Source organism: Streptomyces sp. NPDC015661 (assembly GCF_043077765.1).
GTDB lineage: Bacteria > Actinomycetota > Actinomycetes > Streptomycetales > Streptomycetaceae > Streptomyces.
Genome location: NZ_JBIBST010000010.1, coordinates 101,542 through 116,978 on the forward strand (window position 1 = coordinate 101,542; position 15,437 = coordinate 116,978).

The window sequence follows — 15,437 nt, forward strand, 5'->3', positions numbered from 1 at the left end:
CCCGTACCGGCCCCGGCCGGGGCCCCGCGGCGGCCCCGGTCCGGGGCACACCCACGTTCATGAGAGGGAACGGCATGCTCGACCACCTGATCAAGGGCGCCACCGTCGTGGACGGCACCGGTGCCCCCGCCCGGATCGCCGACGTGGGGATACGCGACGGCCGGATCGTCCTCCCCGGGCCCGGCGCCACGGCCCGTACCACCGAGGACGCCACCGGCCTCGTCCTCGCGCCCGGCTTCGTCGACCCGCACACCCACTACGACGCCCAGCTGTTCTGGGACCCGTACGCCACCCCGTCCATGAACCACGGCGTCACCACCGTCGCCGGCGGCAACTGCGGCTTCACCCTCGCGCCCCTCCACCCGGACCGGCCCGAGGACGCCGACTACACGCGCCGCATGATGTCCAAGGTCGAGGGCATGGCCCTCAAGGCCCTGGAGGAGGGCGTCGACTGGAGCTGGTCCTCCTTCGCCGAGTACCTGGACGCCCTCGACGGCCGCATCGCCGTCAACGCCGGCTTCATGGTCGGCCACTGCGCCCTGCGCCGGTACGTGATGGGCGCGGACGCCGTCGGCGGACAGCCCACCGAGGAGCAGCTCGCGCAGATGGTCGCCCTCCTCAAGGAGGCCATGGACGCCGGCGCCTGGGGGCTCTCCACCACCCAGTCCTCCACCCACTCCGACGGCGACGGAGCCCCCGTCGCCTCCCGGCACGCCACGCCCGCCGAGCTGATCGCCCTGTCGAAGGCCGTCGGCGAGCACGAGGGGACGCAGATCGAGGCCATCCTCGCCGGCTGCCTCGACCAGTTCTCCGACGACGAGATCGAGCTCTTCGTCGAGATGACCGCCGCCGCCGGGCGGCCCCTCAACTGGAACGTCCTCACCATCGACGCCGCCGTCCCCGAGCGCGTCCCCCGCCAGCTCACCGCCTCCGAGCGGGCCCGCAAGTCCGGCGGCCGGATCGTCGCCCTCACGATGCCGATCCTCACCCCCATGAACATGTCCCTCGGGACCTTCTGCGCCCTCAACCTCATCCCCGGCTGGGGCGAGATCCTCGCCCTCCCCGTCCCCGAGCGGATCGCGAAGCTCCGCGACCCCGAGGTACGGGCCGAGATGCTGCGGCGCGCGGACTCGAAGGAGGCCGGGGTCTTCCGGCGGCTCGCGCACTTCGGCCGGTACGTCATCGGCGACACGTACAGCCGGGAGAACGAGGGCCTCACCGGCCGGGTCGTGAAGGACATCGCCGCCGAGCGCGGCCAGGACCCCTTCCAGGCCCTCGTCGAGATCTGCGCCAACGACGACCTGAGGACCGTCCTGTGGCCGATGCCCAGCGACAACGACCCGGCCTCCTGGGCGCTGCGCCGGGAGACCTGGGACCACGAGGACGTCCTGCTCGGCGGCTCGGACGCGGGCGCGCACCTGGACCGGATGTGCGGCGCCCCGTACACCACCCGCTTCCTCGGCGACTGCCTCCGCGGCCGGAAGCTGGTCCCCCTGGAGCGGGCCGTGAAGATGCTGAGCGACGACCCGGCCCGGCTCTTCGGGCTCCGGGAGCGCGGCCGGATCGCGGAGGGCTTCCACGCCGACCTGGTCCTCTTCGACCCGGAGCGGATCGACGCGGGCCCGGCGACCCTCGTGCACGACCTGCCGGGGGACAGCCCGCGCCTCGACTCGCGCGCGGTGGGGATCGTGTCGGTGCGGGTCAACGGCGTGGAGACGGTACGGGACGACGAGGTGACCGGCGCGGTACCGGGGAAGGTGCTGCGCTCGGGCCGCGACACGAGGACGGTGAGCACACGATGACCCGGATCGAGCGCCTCTACATAGGGGGAGAGTGGGTCGAGCCCGACGGTGGCCACTACGAGGTGATCGACCCGGCCTCGGAGGAGGTCGTCGGCCTGGCGCCCGAGGCCTCCCGGGCCCAGGTGTACGAGGCGGCCGCCGCCGCCCGCGAGGCCTTCGCGACCTGGTCCCGTACGCGACCGGAGGAGCGGGCGGCGATCCTCGACCGGGCCGCGGACCTGATGGCCCGCGACGCCGAGGCGAACACGCTGCTCGCCCGGGCCGAGACCGGCGCCACCACCGGCACCGCGCGCGGGATGCAGGTCGCGGTCGGCTCCTCCCGCTTCCGCCGGTACGCGCGCGGGGCGATGGAACCGGTCGAGCAGGCGCTGCCCCCGCAGATCAACGAGGCCGGCCCGATGGGGAAGGCCGGGGTGTTCGGCGCGGTGGCGGCGCGGCGCCCCGTCGGCGTGGTCACCTGCATCACCTCGTACAACAACCCCTGGGCCAACCCGGCGGGCAAGATCGCCCCGGCGCTCGCGATGGGCAACACGGTCGTGGTGAAGCCGGCCCCGCAGGACCCGCTCTCCGTGTACGCGATGACCCGCGCCCTGGAGGAGGCCGGGGTCCCGGCAGGGGTGGTGAACGTCGTCACCGGCTCCGCACAGGCGGTCGGCGAGGCGGCCGTCGACTCCCCGGACGTCGACATGGTCTCCTTCACCGGCTCCACGGCCGTCGGGCAGGCGATCGGCGAGGTCTGCGGCCGCTCGCTCAAGCGGCAGCTGATGGAGCTGGGCGGGAAGGGGGCCGCGCTCGTCTTCGACGACGCCGACCTGGACTCGGCGGTGATGGGCATCGGGACGACCTTCGCCTTCTACAGCGGGCAGATCTGCACCGCCCCGACCCGGGTCCTCGCCCAGCGCGGTGTGTACGAGCGGCTGATCGAGAAGCTCACCGGCTATCTGGCCTTCATGAAGGTGGGAGACCCGGCGGAGCAGGGGACGGTGGTCGGCCCGGTGATCTCGGCGGCCCACCGCGACCGGGTGGAGTCGTACGTCGAGGTGGGGAGGAAGGAGGGGGCCCGGGTCGTCGCGGGCGGCGAGCGTCCGGACTTCGACCGGGGCTTCTACGTGGCCCCGACGCTGCTCGCGGACTGCACCAACGAGATGCGGGTGGTCCGGGAGGAGATCTTCGGGCCGGTCGTGGTGGTCGTGCCCTTCGACGACGAGGAGGAGGGCATCGCGCTCGCGAACGACAGCGACTACGGGCTGATCGACTACGTGTGGTCCGGTGACGTGGCCCGTGCCTTCCGCGTCGCGGCCCGGCTGCGGGCCGGTGGGGTGGGCGTGAACACGATCGGCCGGAACATGGAGGCGCCGTTCGGCGGCTTCAAGAAGAGCGGTGTCGGGCGGGACGTGGGCTCGTACGCGCTGCACGCGTACAGCGAGCTGCAGGCGGTCGTCTGGCCGGGGTGAGAACCCGGGACGGCCCGGGTGAGAACCGTCTCCAAATTTCCACGGGAAATTTTTGAAACGGACATTTGGGGCACAGCTGCGGTTCCCGCATATCGGACACTCGTCGCCGGACCTACCGGTTGGTCGGCTCGCTCGGTTGGTCGATCTTTCAATCATTGGCGAGTGTCCGATTCGACCCTCGCAATGCAAGGTCATGATCGATCAAGTGAGCGGAGTCCGATCCTCCGGATATGGAAACCGCAGCATTTAACGTCGAGTTCATGACTCAGGTGGATGTACGGCAGCAGGCCGGAGACACGGTTAGGGGCGCCGACGCCCCGGGCAGCGCCTCCGGCGTGCGCACCAAGGGCCTCGGCGGCAACTCCGTGGGCCTCCTCGGCAGCGCCGTCATCGGCATCTCGACCGTCGCCCCCGTCTACTGCCTGACCTCCACGCTCGGCTCCACCGCCGGCGAGGTCGGACTGCAGATGCCCGCCGTCTTCCTCGCGGGCTTCCTGCCGATGCTGCTCGTCGCGTTCGCGTACCGCGAACTCAACAAGCGCATGCCCGACTGCGGCACCTCCTTCACCTGGACCGTGAAGGCCTTCGGCCCCAAGGTCGGCTGGATGTGCGGCTGGGGCCTGGTCATCGCGACGATCATCGTGTTGTCCAACCTGGCCGGCGTCGCGACCTCGTACTTCTGGCTGCTCGCCGGTGAGATCAGCGGCAACGACTCGATCGCCGCCCTGGACGACAACAAGGCCGTCCACATCCTCACCTGCCTCACCCTGATCGCCGCCGCGACCGCGATCAGCTACCGCGGCATGACCGCCACCAAGGGCGTGCAGTACACCCTGGTCGGCCTCCAGCTGGCCGTCCTCCTGGTCTTCGTCGTCATGGCCTTCTCCAAGGCCGGCTCGGTCGACTTCCCGACCGGGGCGAGCTTCTCCTGGTCCTGGCTGAACCCCTTCTCCGTCGGCTCCTTCGCGGCCTTCACCGCCGGCCTCTCGCTGTCGATCTTCATGTACTGGGGCTGGGACACCTGCCTCACGGCCAACGAGGAGACCACCGACAGCGACAAGACCCCCGGCCGCGCCGCGCTCATCTCGATGGTCGTCCTGGTCGGCTCCTACCTGGCCACCGGCATCGCCGCCCAGATGGTCGTCGGCTCCGGCGACAAGGGCCTCGGCCTCGCCAACCCGGAGACCTCCGACAACGTCTTCGCCGCCCTCGCGGGCCCGGTCATGGGCCCCGTCCTCGGCATCGCGCTCTTCGTCGCCGTCCTCGCCTCCGCCGCCGCCAGCCTGCAGACCACCTTCATCCCGGTCGCCCGCACGGTCCTCGCCATGTCCAGCTACGAGGCGCTGCCGCCGTCCTTCGCCCGGGTCCACCCCGTCTTCAAGGTCCCCGGCAAGGCCACGATCGTCGCCGGCGTCGCGACCGGCGTCTTCTACACCGTGATGACCCTGGTCAGCGAGAACGTCCTGGTCGACACCATCTACGCGCTCGGCCTGATGATCTGCTTCTACTACGCGCTGACGGCCTTCGCCTGCGTCTGGTTCTTCCGCGCCGAACTCTTCCGCTCCGCCCGCGACCTCGCCTTCAAGGGCGTCATCCCGTTCCTCGGCGGCCTGATGCTGACCGCCGTCTTCGGCAAGACGCTCTACGACATGTGGGACCCGGCGTACGGCTCCGGCTCCGCGGTCTTCGGCGTCGGCTCGGTCTTCGTGATCGGCGTCGGGCTGCTGCTCCTCGGCGTGGTGATCATGCTGGTCATGCAGCGCAGGAGCCCCGCGTTCTTCCGCGGCGAGATCCTCACGAAGGAGACCCCGTCCCTGGTGGTCGCCGACTGACGCCCTCCTGAGGCGTCCGAGAAACGCGAAGGCGGCGGGCCCGTGGGGGGTCCCGCCGTCTTCGTCCTTCTCCGTGTCGGTCAGTGGTGCCCGGGGAGCAGGCGTTCCACCGCTGCGTTGGCGGGCGGGAGGTCGGGGGTGTGGGCCGGCTTCGCCTTGGGGGTCAGGACGCCGCTGAGCGGGACGACCGAGGGAAGGTTCAGGCCGCCCGTGTCGGCGGCGGCGGTGCCGGCGGTGGCGCCCGCGGCACCCGCGGCGGCGAAGACGGTCAGGGCGGCTGCGGTGAGGATCCTCTTCATGCCCGGCGTAACGCGGACGGCCCGCGTCCGGTTACGACTACCAGGTCCCGCCGGCCGGCTGCCGGGTCGTCGCGTTGAGCCGGTTGAAGAGGTTGCTGACGCCGATCCACAGCACGATCCGGGCCAGCTGCTTCTCGTCGTAGTACCGGGCCGCCTCCTCCCACACCGCGTCCGGCACCGCGTCCGGGCGGTCCGCGAGCCGGGTCGCGTACTCGGCGAGGGCGAGCGCCGCCCGCTCCTCGTCCGTGAAGTACGGCGTCTCCCGCCAGGCCGCGACGGAGTGCAGCCGCTCGTCCGTCTCGCCCTCCTTCCGCGCGGTCAGGGCCCCTCCGACCACGCAGTACCCGCAGCCGTTGATCTGGCTCACCCGGAGGTGGACCAGGCCCAGGGTGGTGCCGGGCACGTCGCCGCCCGACTGGACGGCCTTGATCAGCTGGAAGATCGCCGGGCCGGCCTCGGGCAGGACGGAGGCGGGGTTGGGCATGCGTGCGGACACGGAGGGCTCCTTAGGATGCGTACATGTATCGGGAAACGAACTGGGCGCTGCGCCCGGGCCGCGCGGAGGACGTCGAGCCGATGGCCGAGCTGCGGGCCCGGGTCATGCGCGAGGACCTGGTGCGCCTCGGCCGCTACGACGAGCACCGGGTGCGCCAGCGGTTGCGGGACGGCTTCTCCCCGGCGCACACCTCGGTGATCGAACTGGACGGCGCGCTCGCCGGATGCGTGACGGTGCGCCCGTACGAGGACGGCGAAGGGCTCTACCTGGAGCACTTCTACCTGGCCCCCGAGACCCAGGGCCGGGGCCTCGGGACGGCGGTGCTGCGCGGGCTGCTCGACCGGGCCGACGCGGAGGGGGTACCCGTACGCCTGGTGGTCCTGCAGGGCAGCGCGGCCCGCCGTCTCTACGAGAGGGAGGGGTTCACGTTCGAGTCCGAGGACCCGGTGGACGTGGTGATGGTCAGAAACCCACGCCCGCCGGCTGCCGCACGGTGACGTTGAGCCGGTTGAAGAGGTTGGTGACGCCGACCATCAGGACGATCGCGGCGAGCTGCTTCTCGTCGAAGTGGTCGGCGGCCGCGTCCCACACCTCGTCCGGCACCGCGTCCGCGGCGTCCGCGAGCCGGGTCGCCGCCTCCGCGAGGGCGAGGGCCGCCCGCTCCTCGTCGGAGAAGTACGGCGCCTCGCGCCAGGCGGCGACGGCGAACAGCTTCTCGTCGCTCACGCCGGTCTTCCTGGCGCTCTTGGCGCCGTAGTCGACGCAGAAGCCGCAGTTGTTGATCTGGCTGGCCCGCAGGTGCACCAGCTCCAGGATCGTCTCGTCGACCCCGCCCTGACGGGTGGCCTTCAGCAGGTTCTGGATCGCCGGACCGGCGTCGGCCAGGACGTAGGCGGGGTTGGTCATACGGGCCTCGGGCTGGTGCGCCATGGTGATCGCTCCTCGGTGTCGGCGTCTCGTTCGCTGCTTCCACTGCACTGACGGAGCGCGCGCCGGGGATGTGACACGGCGGGAGGACTTTTTCGAGATTTTCTTCCGGACCCCCGCGATGAGGCCTCCGCGGCTCAGGTCGCGCCTCAGTCCGTGGCGCCTCCGTCTGTGGCGCCTCAGTCTGTGGCGCCTGAGTCCGTGGCGCCTGATTCCGTGGCGCCTCAGGCCGTGGCGCCTGATTCCGTGGCGCCTCCGTCCGTGGCGCCTGAGGCCTCCGCGCCTCAGGCCTCCGCGATGAGGGCGGTCGCGACCGTGCGGAAGCCGAGCCGTCCGTAGAGGCGGGCCACGTCCGCGTCCGAGGCCGTCAGGAACACGAGCTCCGTCCCGTGGGCGCGGGCGTCCGCGACGAGGGCGGCCGTGACCGCGAGCCCGAGGCCCTGCCGCCGGGCCGTCGGGACGGTGCCGACGCCGACGACCTCGGAGACGGCCCCGACGGGCTGGTGCTGCCCGGCCGCGAGGGCGTTCCCGGTGCCGTCCAGGGCGGCGGCGAGCCGGGTCAGGCCGGCCGTGATCCGGTCGGCGATCCGCGCGGCGGTGCCGGGCGGCGGGACCGGGGCGCCGAAGGCGGCGGACGGGGCGGCGACGGCGCTCTCCAGGGCGGGGTCGTCGGCGCCCACGAGACGCACGGTGAAGCCCTCGGGCTCCGGTACGGGGAGCGGTGCGCCCTCCAGGACCATCAGCGGGTGCTCGTGCACGGTGAGGCCGGTCGCCTCCACGGCGGCCCGCAGCCCCGGGGCCGTCTCCGCGACCCACTCGAAGGCCTCGGGCACCCCGAGCTCCCGCTGCCGGGCCCGTACCTTCTCCACGGCCGCGACGGGGACCTCGCCCGCGTGCCCGAGGGCCGGGCGGGCGTAGTAGGGCCAGCCCTTCCCCTCCTGCACGAACAGGGTCAGGGGCCCGAACTCCTCGGCACGGGCGGAGGAACGGGGAACGGCGTCGTAGTACGTCTCGATTCGCGTCAGCACCTGATCATCCAAGCAGCCGGGTTGCGGAAGGACAGGCGGATTTCCTGAGCGGGGTGGCGCGAGAAGCCTGCCGCGGGCCTCGGAAATCGGGGCCGTACCCCCTACCGTGCCGCTATGCGGATCTCGACCACGATCTTCCTGACCGACGAGACCATCAGCCCCGTACGGCTCGCGCGCGAGCTGGAGCAGCGCGGGTTCGCGGGGCTCTATCTCCCCGAACACACCCACATCCCCGTCTCCCGGGAGACGCCTTATCCGGCGGGCGGGGAGCTGCCCCGGGAGTACGCGCGGACGCTCGACCCGCTCGTGGCGCTGGGGCAGGCCGCGGCCGTCACCGAGCGCCTCGGCCTCGGCACCGGCATCACCCTGGTCACCCAGCACGACCCGATCGTGCTCGCCAAGCAGGTCGCGACGCTCGACCATCTCTCCGGGGGCCGGTTCACCCTGGGCGTCGGCTTCGGCTGGAACCGGGAGGAGGCCGCCGACCACGGCGTCGACTGGTCCACCCGGCGCGAGCTGGGCCGGGACCGCCTCGACCTGATGCGGGCGCTGTGGGCGGCGGAACCGACGGCGTACGAAGGGGAGTACGGCGGCTCCGTACGCGCCTCGGAGGTCTGGCCCAAGCCGGCCGGCGGCGCCCCGCGGGTCCTCCTGGGCGGTGCGGCGGGCCCGAAGCTGTTCGCGCAGATCGCCGCGCAGACCGACGGATGGATGCCGATCGGCGGCCGCGGCCTGACGGAGTCCCTGCCGGTACTCCGCGAGACCTGGGAGAAGGCCGGCCGGGCCCCGGAGACCCTGCAGCTCGTCCCGTACGCGGTGCTCCCGAACCCCGGCAAGCTCGCCCACTACGAGGAACTGGGCTGCGAGGAGGTCGTCCTGCAGCTGCCGCCGGGGGACGAGCGGGAGGTCCTGGAGGTGCTCGACGGGTACGCGCGGTACCTCTGAGGGGCGGCCGGGTCCGGGTTCCTGCGGGGACCCGAACCCTCCGCCCGGGGGTCGCTCGTATGCTCGGTTCATGACGGATCACCAGGCAGGACGCCCCACCGAGAACGCCATGCGCCGTGCCCTGAAGCGGGCCAGGGACGGGGTCGCGCTCGATGTCGCCGAGGCCGCAGTGCTGTTGCGGGCGCGGGGGGAGGACCTCGCGGACCTGGTGGCGTCCGCGGGGCGCGTGCGCGACGCCGGGCTCGAGGCGGCCGGGCGCCCCGGGGTCGTCACGTACTCGAAGAGCGTGTTCATACCGCTCACCCGGCTCTGCCGGGACAAGTGCCACTACTGCACCTTCGTCACCGTCCCCGGGAAGCTCCGCCGGGACGGGCACGGGATGTTCATGTCGCCGGACGAGGTCCTCGACATCGCCCGCCGCGGCGCCGAGCTGGGCTGCAAGGAGGCCCTGATCACCCTCGGCGACAAGCCGGAGGACCGCTGGCCCGAGGCCCGCGAGTGGCTCGACGCGCACGGGTACGACGACACCATCGCGTACGTACGGGCCATGGCGATCCGCATCCTGGAGGAGACGGGGCTCCTCCCGCACCTCAACCCCGGCGTCCTGTCCTGGACCGACTTCCAGCGCCTCAAGCCCGTCGCGCCCTCCATGGGCATGATGCTGGAGACGACCGCGACCCGGCTGTGGAGCGAGCCGGGCGGCCCCCACTACGGGTCCCCCGACAAGGAACCGGCCGTGCGGCTCCGGGTGTTGGAGGACGCCGGACGGTCCTCCGTCCCCTTCACCTCCGGGCTGCTGCTCGGCATCGGGGAGACCCTGGAGGAGCGCGCCGAGTCCCTCTTCGCGCTGCGGCGCGTGGCGCGCGCGTACCACTCCATCCAGGAACTCATCATCCAGAACTTCCGCGCCAAGCCGGACACGGCGATGCGCGGGATGCCGGACGCCGAGCTCGACGACCTGGTCGCCACGGTCGCCGTCGCCCGGCTCATCATGGGCCCCTCCGCCTGCCTCCAGGCCCCGCCGAACCTCGTCGACTCCGCGTACGAGCGGCTGATCGCCGCCGGCATCGACGACTGGGGCGGGGTCTCCCCGCTCACCATCGACCACGTCAACCCCGAGCGGCCCTGGCCGCAGATCGAGGAGCTGGCCGCCCGGTCCCGGGCCGCCGGCTTCGAGCTGCGCGAACGGCTCTGTGTGTACCCGGAGTTCGTCACCCGGGGCGAACCCTGGCTCGACCCCCGGCTCCTCCCGCACGTCCGTGCCCTCGCCGACCCCGAGACCGGCCTCGCGAACCCCGAGGCGCCCGTGCGCGGCCTGCCCTGGCAGGAGCCCGACGAGGCCTTCACCGCGACCGGCCGCACGGATCTGCACGCGACCATCGACACCGAGGGCCGCACCGGCGACCGCCGCGAGGACTTCGACGAGGTCTACGGGGACTGGGAGGCGCTCCGCGAGGCCGCCGCGCCCGGGATGGTGCCCGAGCGGGTCGACGCCGACGTCCGCGAGGCGCTGAGCACGGCCGCCGACGACCCGACGAAGCTCACCGACGCCCAGGCGCTGGCCCTGCTGCACGCGGACGGCCCCGCGCTCGACGCGCTCACCCGCATCGCGGACGACGTCCGCAAGTCCGTCGTCGGCGACGACGTGACGTACATCGTCACGCGGAACATCAACTTCACCAACGTCTGCTACACCGGCTGCCGTTTCTGCGCCTTCGCCCAGCGCCGCACCGACGCCGACGCGTACACCCTCTCCCTGGACCAGGTCGCCGACCGCGCCCAGCAGGCCTGGGAGGTCGGCGCCGTCGAGGTCTGCATGCAGGGCGGCATCCACCCGGACCTGCCCGGCACGGCCTACTTCGACATCGCGCGGGCGGTGAAGAAGCGGGTGCCGGGGATGCACGTGCACGCCTTCTCGCCGATGGAGGTCGTCAACGGCGCGACCCGTACGGGCCTGTCGATACGGGAGTGGCTGACGGCCGCGAAGGAGGCGGGCCTCGACTCCATCCCCGGCACCGCCGCAGAGATCCTCGACGACGAGGTCCGCTGGGTCCTGACCAAGGGCAAGCTGCCCACGGCCACCTGGATCGAGGTCGTCACGACCGCCCACGAGCTGGGCATCCGCTCCAGCTCGACCATGATGTACGGGCACGTGGACCAGCCCCGGCACTGGCTCGGGCACTTCAGGACGCTCTCCCGGATCCAGCAGGAGACGGGGGGCTTCACCGAGTTCGTGACGCTCCCCTTCATCCACACGAACGCGCCCGTCTACCTCGCGGGCATCGCCCGCCCCGGCCCGACCGCCCGCGACAACCGCGCGGTCATCGCCATGGCCCGGCTCCTCCTCCACCCGCACATCCCCAACATCCAGACCAGCTGGGTGAAGCTGGGCACGGAGGGCGCGGCGGAGATGCTCCGCTCGGGCGCCAACGACCTGGGCGGGACGCTGATGGAGGAGACCATCTCCCGGATGGCGGGCTCCAGTTACGGCTCGTACCGCTCGATCCGCGACCTGGAGGCGATCGCGGAGGCGGCGGGCCGTCCGGCGAAGCCCCGTACGACGCTGTACGGCGAGGTGCCGGAGGAGCGGCAGCGCACGGCCCGCGCCTCCGACGGCCACCTCCCGGAACTGCTGCCGGTCCTGCCGAGCGAGTAGGGGTCAGCCGAGGGAAGAGGGGCCGGCCGGGAGAGTAGGGGCGGCCGAGCGAAGAGGGGTGGGGGTCAGCCGACCAGCAGGTCCTGCTTCAGCTCCTCGAGCTCCTGGTTGTCGATGCCGAGGCCCTTCCGCAGGTAGCCGCGGAAGGAGCCGTACTCCTCCTCGACCTCGTCGAAGCTCGCGTTGAGGTACTCGGGGCGGACGTCGAGGAGCGGCTTGTAGACGGCGGCCTGCTGGGCCGGGAGGTGGGAGAGGATCGCCTCGTTGGCGGCGGCCCGGTAGGTGTTGCTGGCCAGGTAGTCGGCCATGACCGTCTCCTCGGGGACCCCGAGGGCGGTCAGCAGCGCGGCGTTCGACCAGCCGGTGCGGTCCTTGCCGGCGGTGCAGTGGAAGAGGACGCCGCGCCGGTCGTCGTCGGCGATGCCGTCGAGGACGGCCGTGTAGGCGGTGCGGGCGGTGTCGCCGCTCACCATGAAGCGGTTGCCCCCGACCATCATGGCCTCGGCCTCGGCGGGGCTCTTCGGCATCGTGGCGAAGGTGCCGGAGCCGGCGAGGACGTCGGCGACGACGTGGGTGGCGCCGGCCGGGACGCGGTCGGGGGCGGTGGCCCGCTCGGACTCCATGCGCAGGTCGAAGACGGTCCGGACGCCGAGGCGATCCAGCTTGGCGAGATCGGCCGGGGTCAGCCCGTCGAGGGCGTCGGAGCGGTAGACCTCGCCCATCCTCACCCACCGGCCGTCGCGGGTGCGGTAGCCGCCCGCGTCACGGAAGTTGACCGTGCCCCGGAGCCGTATCAGCCGGTCGGCCAGGTGCAGGGAGGTGCCCCGGTCGGGGACGAGGTCGAACCAGCGCCGGTCGGCGGCGGCGAGCCCGGAGACGGTGACGGAGCCGGTGGCGCCGCCGCGGGCGACCGTGCGGCCCTCGGTCCGGACGGTGACGCCCCGGGTGCCGGGGGCGGACCACGTGACGGTGTACGTGCCGCCGGCGTTCTCGGTGACGGTCGCGGCGGTGAAGGGGATCCGCCGGTCGGCCGGGGAGGACGGGTGCGCGGACGCGGCCGGGGCGATGAGGCCGGTCAGCAGGGCGGCGGCGACGGCCGCGGTGGAGAGGGACTTGACTCGTGTCACGGGGTTCATGACGCGGATCGTTCAAGTCGTGGTCGAACCTCCGGTGAACTGTGGTCAAAAGTGGACTGACGGGCGTCGGATCACATAACGCAACGACCCCCGAACGAGCGCATCCGGTCTATTACAGTGCTGGACCAGAAGCTGCTGACCGGGGGAGGGCACATCGTGGCCACGACAGCCGCAGCCGTGTGGGGCCGCGCCGAACAGCAGGACTTCCGGGCCCGCGTACGGGGCTGTCTGCTCGGCGGGGCCCTCGGGGACGCCCTCGGGGCGGGGGCCGAGGGCCGGACGCTCGCCCGGCTGCGCGAGGCGCACGGACCCGACGGACTCACCGACCCCGTGCCCGCGTTCGGCCGTCGCGGCGCCGTCACCGCCGCCACCCAGATGTCCCTCTTCACCGTCGACGGCCTCATCCGCGCCCAGGTCCGCCGCGACACCGGCCACTGGCACCCGCCCACCGACGTCCACCGGGCCCATCTGCGCTGGGCCGCCACCCAGCGCGACTGGGGCCCCGACGAGCGCCGCAGGGACAACGGCTGGCTCGCCCGCGAGGAGTGGCTCTACGCCCGCCGCAACCCGCCCCGCGCCTGCCTCACCGGCCTCGGCGACGACATCCTCGGCACCCTCGACCGGCCGAAGAACCCGGACGCCGGCGACTCCGGCGCGCTCGCCCGCTCGGCCCCCTTCGGGCTCCTCGTCGGCTGGGAACCGCAGCTCGTCTGCCAGCTCGCCGTGGAGTGCGCCGCGCAGACGCACGGCGCCCCGGCCGCCGGCCTCGCGGCGGGCGCCTTCGCGGTCACCGTCCACGGCCTCGCGCGCGGCGGCCCCGTCGAGGCGGCGGTGGCCCGCGCCCTGGAGCAGCTCGCGGTCCGCCCCGGCCACGAGCCGGTCACCGAGGCGCTCGGCCGCGCCCTCGGAGCCGTACGGGAGGGGGCGCCGGACGCGGACCGGGTGACGGCCCTCGGGGCCGGCGAGAACCGGGCCGAGGGCCAGCTGGCGGCGGCGGTCTACTGCGCCCTGGTCGGCGAGGACGTACGGCACGGACTGCGGCTCGCGGTGAACCACGACGGGCCCTCGGCGGTGACGGGCGCGCTCACCGGCGCGCTGCTCGGCGCCCTGCACGGCGAGACGGCCCTCCCGCCGGCCTGGCTGGCCGACCTGGAGGGCCGTGCGACGGTCCTGGAGCTCGCGGACGACTTCGCGATGGAGATGACCCAGGGCGCCGCCCTGCACGGCCCCGCGGAGTCCGCGCCGGGCTGGCTTGCGCGCTATCCCAGGGGCTGATCGGTCCGCGCGCCGGCCTGGGCGGGGACGCCGGTCCCGTCGCCGTCCGACCCGATGCGGTCGAGCAGCGCGTCCCGCTCCGGGGTGTCCTCGGGCTTCACGTGGCCGATGAGGACGTACAGGACGAGCGAGGTCGCGAGCGGCGAGACGATCTGGATCTGGAGCTCGACGCCGTCGAGGCCGTAGTTGGTGAGCCAGAAGACGAAGAGCCCGGCCGCCCAGGAGACGAGGGCGGCGGTGGGGCCCGACTTCCGGAAGGGGCGCAGCAGGCCGAGCATGAACGGGATCGCGATCGGTCCCATGAGTCCCGCGACCCACTTGATGACGACGGTGATGATGTCCTTGAAGGTGGGGGAGTTGACCTGGGTGGCGACGGCCATCGACAGGCCGAGGAAGGCGATGGTCGACCAGCGGGCGGCGACGAGCCCCGCCCGCTGCGACCAGCTCCTCGCCGCCCTGCTGAGGACGGGCGCGATGTCCCGGGTGAAGACGGCCGCGATGGCGTTGGCGTCGGAGGAGCACATGGCCATGGTGTGCGAGAAGAAGCCGACGACGACGAGCCCGAGGAGGCCGTGCGGGAGCAGCTGCTCGGTCATGAGGGCGTACGCGTCGGAGCCGTCGGGCTTCTTCGGGTGGACGAGCAGCGGCGCGCACCACATGGGGAAGAAGAGGACGAGCGGCCAGACGAACCAGAGGACGGCGGAGAGCCGGCCGGAGCGGGTGGCCTCGCGGGCGGACGGCGTGGCCATGTAGCGCTGGGCCTGGTTCCACATGCCGCCGCTGTACTCGAAGGTCTTGATGAAGAGGTAGGCGAGGAGGAAGGTCAGGGTGTACGGGCCGGCGGTGGGCGCGGTGTGGCCCTGGAGCTCCGGCCGGTCCCACACCGTCCACAGCGCGTCGATCCCGCCCAGCTTGCCGAGGACCGCGACGAGCATCGCCACGCCCGCGAGGAGCTGGATCACGAACTGGCCGAGTTCGGTGAGGGCGTCGGCCCAGAGCCCGCCGACCGTGCAGTAGATCCCGGTGACGACGCCGGTGATGAGGATGCCCTGGTTGAGGGAGATGCCGGTGAAGACGGAGAGCAGGGTCGCGATGGCGGCCCACTTGGCACCGACGTCGACGATCTTCAGGAGGACGCCGGACCAGGCGAGGGCCTGCTGGGTGGGGAGGTTGTAGCGGTCCTTGAGGTATTCGAGCGGGGAGGCGACCCGGAGGCGGGAGCGCAGCCGGTTGAGGCGGGGTGCGAAGAGGTGGGCGCCGATGGCGATGCCGATGGCGATGGGGAAGGACCAGGTGACGTAGGAGGTGACGCCGTAGGTGTAGGCGATGCCGGCGTATCCGGTGAACATCACCGCGCTGTAGCCCGACATGTGGTGGGAGATGCCGGAGAGCCACCAGGGCATCCGGCCGCCGGCGGTGAAGAAGTCGGAGACGGTGTCCACGCGCTTGTGGGACCAGACGCCGATCGCGACCATGACGCCGAAGTAGCCGATGAGCACGGCCCAGTCGAGACTGTTCATTGCGCCCCTCCATGAAGTCCGGTCCGCCTTGTGAACGGGGTTCATGGTGTGGGGAGTTGCGAGGCCC

The 15,437-nt window shown here is 72.5% G+C and carries 13 protein-coding genes; 7 read left to right on the forward strand and 6 right to left on the reverse strand.

The annotated features are described in order from the left end of the window. Positions 1-74 precede the first annotated feature (74 nt). From ACF07V_RS26595 to ACF07V_RS26605, 3 genes are all read left to right on the forward strand, one after another. On the forward strand, positions 75-1,802 hold the full coding sequence (locus tag ACF07V_RS26595; RefSeq protein WP_392158154.1) for an amidohydrolase family protein: 1,728 nt from the start codon (positions 75-77) through the stop codon (positions 1,800-1,802). Continuing rightward, the gene (locus ACF07V_RS26600; RefSeq protein ID WP_392157787.1) at positions 1,799-3,256 is read left to right on the forward strand and encodes an aldehyde dehydrogenase family protein; all 1,458 of its coding nucleotides are present in this window, start codon (positions 1,799-1,801) and stop codon (positions 3,254-3,256) included. The genes ACF07V_RS26595 and ACF07V_RS26600 overlap by 4 nt, the downstream gene beginning before the upstream one ends. 260 nt (positions 3,257-3,516) lie before the next feature. Then, on the forward strand, positions 3,517-5,088 hold the full coding sequence (locus ACF07V_RS26605) for an APC family permease (RefSeq protein ID WP_392157788.1): 1,572 nt from the start codon (positions 3,517-3,519) through the stop codon (positions 5,086-5,088). A gap of 80 nt (positions 5,089-5,168) precedes the next feature. Here the strand turns inward: ACF07V_RS26605 and ACF07V_RS26610 are convergent, their stop codons facing one another. Next, positions 5,169-5,387, reverse strand: a complete 219-nt coding sequence (locus ACF07V_RS26610) for a hypothetical protein (RefSeq protein WP_392157790.1) — start codon at positions 5,385-5,387, stop codon at positions 5,169-5,171. Positions 5,388-5,424: 37 nt separating this feature from the next. Then, entirely contained in the window at positions 5,425-5,883 is a 459-nt protein-coding gene (locus tag ACF07V_RS26615) for a carboxymuconolactone decarboxylase family protein (protein ID WP_392157792.1), read from the reverse strand. Between the two features lie 23 nt (positions 5,884-5,906). Between ACF07V_RS26615 and ACF07V_RS26620 the strand changes: the two genes are divergently transcribed. After that, positions 5,907-6,380 carry a GNAT family N-acetyltransferase gene (locus ACF07V_RS26620; RefSeq protein WP_392157794.1) on the forward strand — a complete coding sequence of 158 codons (474 nt, stop codon included), beginning with the start codon at positions 5,907-5,909 and terminating at the stop codon, positions 6,378-6,380. Here ACF07V_RS26620 and ACF07V_RS26625 read toward each other — a convergent pair. Together ACF07V_RS26625 and ACF07V_RS26630 are read right to left on the reverse strand one after the other, a co-directional pair. Further along, the gene (locus ACF07V_RS26625; protein WP_392157796.1) at positions 6,346-6,813 is read right to left on the reverse strand and encodes a carboxymuconolactone decarboxylase family protein; all 468 of its coding nucleotides are present in this window, start codon (positions 6,811-6,813) and stop codon (positions 6,346-6,348) included. The two genes, ACF07V_RS26620 and ACF07V_RS26625, sit on opposite strands and share 35 nt — an antisense overlap. A gap of 281 nt (positions 6,814-7,094) precedes the next feature. Beyond that, on the reverse strand, positions 7,095-7,838 hold the full coding sequence (locus ACF07V_RS26630; protein WP_392157797.1) for a GNAT family N-acetyltransferase: 744 nt from the start codon (positions 7,836-7,838) through the stop codon (positions 7,095-7,097). Positions 7,839-7,952: 114 nt separating this feature from the next. Between ACF07V_RS26630 and ACF07V_RS26635 the strand changes: the two genes are divergently transcribed. Continuing rightward, positions 7,953-8,783, forward strand: coding sequence for an LLM class F420-dependent oxidoreductase (locus tag ACF07V_RS26635; RefSeq protein WP_392157799.1), 831 nt, complete (start codon positions 7,953-7,955; stop codon positions 8,781-8,783). Positions 8,784-8,853: 70 nt separating this feature from the next. Then, positions 8,854-11,439, forward strand: a complete 2,586-nt coding sequence (locus ACF07V_RS26640) for a bifunctional FO biosynthesis protein CofGH (protein WP_392157800.1) — start codon at positions 8,854-8,856, stop codon at positions 11,437-11,439. Positions 11,440-11,504: 65 nt separating this feature from the next. Here the strand turns inward: ACF07V_RS26640 and ACF07V_RS26645 are convergent, their stop codons facing one another. Then, positions 11,505-12,575, reverse strand: coding sequence for a tyrosine-protein phosphatase (locus ACF07V_RS26645; protein ID WP_392157802.1), 1,071 nt, complete (start codon positions 12,573-12,575; stop codon positions 11,505-11,507). A gap of 156 nt (positions 12,576-12,731) precedes the next feature. Between ACF07V_RS26645 and ACF07V_RS26650 the strand changes: the two genes are divergently transcribed. Continuing rightward, positions 12,732-13,850 carry an ADP-ribosylglycohydrolase family protein gene (locus ACF07V_RS26650; protein ID WP_392157803.1) on the forward strand — a complete coding sequence of 373 codons (1,119 nt, stop codon included), beginning with the start codon at positions 12,732-12,734 and terminating at the stop codon, positions 13,848-13,850. Here ACF07V_RS26650 and ACF07V_RS26655 read toward each other — a convergent pair. Then, positions 13,835-15,370 carry a sodium:solute symporter family protein gene (locus ACF07V_RS26655; RefSeq protein ID WP_392157805.1) on the reverse strand — a complete coding sequence of 512 codons (1,536 nt, stop codon included), beginning with the start codon at positions 15,368-15,370 and terminating at the stop codon, positions 13,835-13,837. The two genes, ACF07V_RS26650 and ACF07V_RS26655, sit on opposite strands and share 16 nt — an antisense overlap. Positions 15,371-15,437: the final 67 nt, after the last annotated feature.

Bases quoted from the DNA above. Each gene is read 5' to 3' on its own strand.
- ACF07V_RS26595 (WP_392158154.1), top strand. From the start codon at position 75: ATGCTCGACCACCTGATCAAGGGCGCCACCGTCGTGGACGGCACCGGT.
- ACF07V_RS26600 (WP_392157787.1), top strand. From the start codon at position 1,799: ATGACCCGGATCGAGCGCCTCTACATAGGGGGAGAGTGGGTCGAGCCC.
- ACF07V_RS26605 (WP_392157788.1), top strand. From the start codon at position 3,517: ATGACTCAGGTGGATGTACGGCAGCAGGCCGGAGACACGGTTAGGGGC.
- ACF07V_RS26610 (WP_392157790.1), bottom strand. From the start codon at position 5,387: ATGAAGAGGATCCTCACCGCAGCCGCCCTGACCGTCTTCGCCGCCGCG.
- ACF07V_RS26620 (WP_392157794.1), top strand. From the start codon at position 5,907: ATGTATCGGGAAACGAACTGGGCGCTGCGCCCGGGCCGCGCGGAGGAC.
- ACF07V_RS26625 (WP_392157796.1), bottom strand. From the start codon at position 6,813: ATGGCGCACCAGCCCGAGGCCCGTATGACCAACCCCGCCTACGTCCTG.
- ACF07V_RS26635 (WP_392157799.1), top strand. From the start codon at position 7,953: ATGCGGATCTCGACCACGATCTTCCTGACCGACGAGACCATCAGCCCC.
- ACF07V_RS26640 (WP_392157800.1), top strand. From the start codon at position 8,854: ATGACGGATCACCAGGCAGGACGCCCCACCGAGAACGCCATGCGCCGT.
- ACF07V_RS26645 (WP_392157802.1), bottom strand. From the start codon at position 12,575: ATGAACCCCGTGACACGAGTCAAGTCCCTCTCCACCGCGGCCGTCGCC.
- ACF07V_RS26655 (WP_392157805.1), bottom strand. From the start codon at position 15,370: ATGAACAGTCTCGACTGGGCCGTGCTCATCGGCTACTTCGGCGTCATG.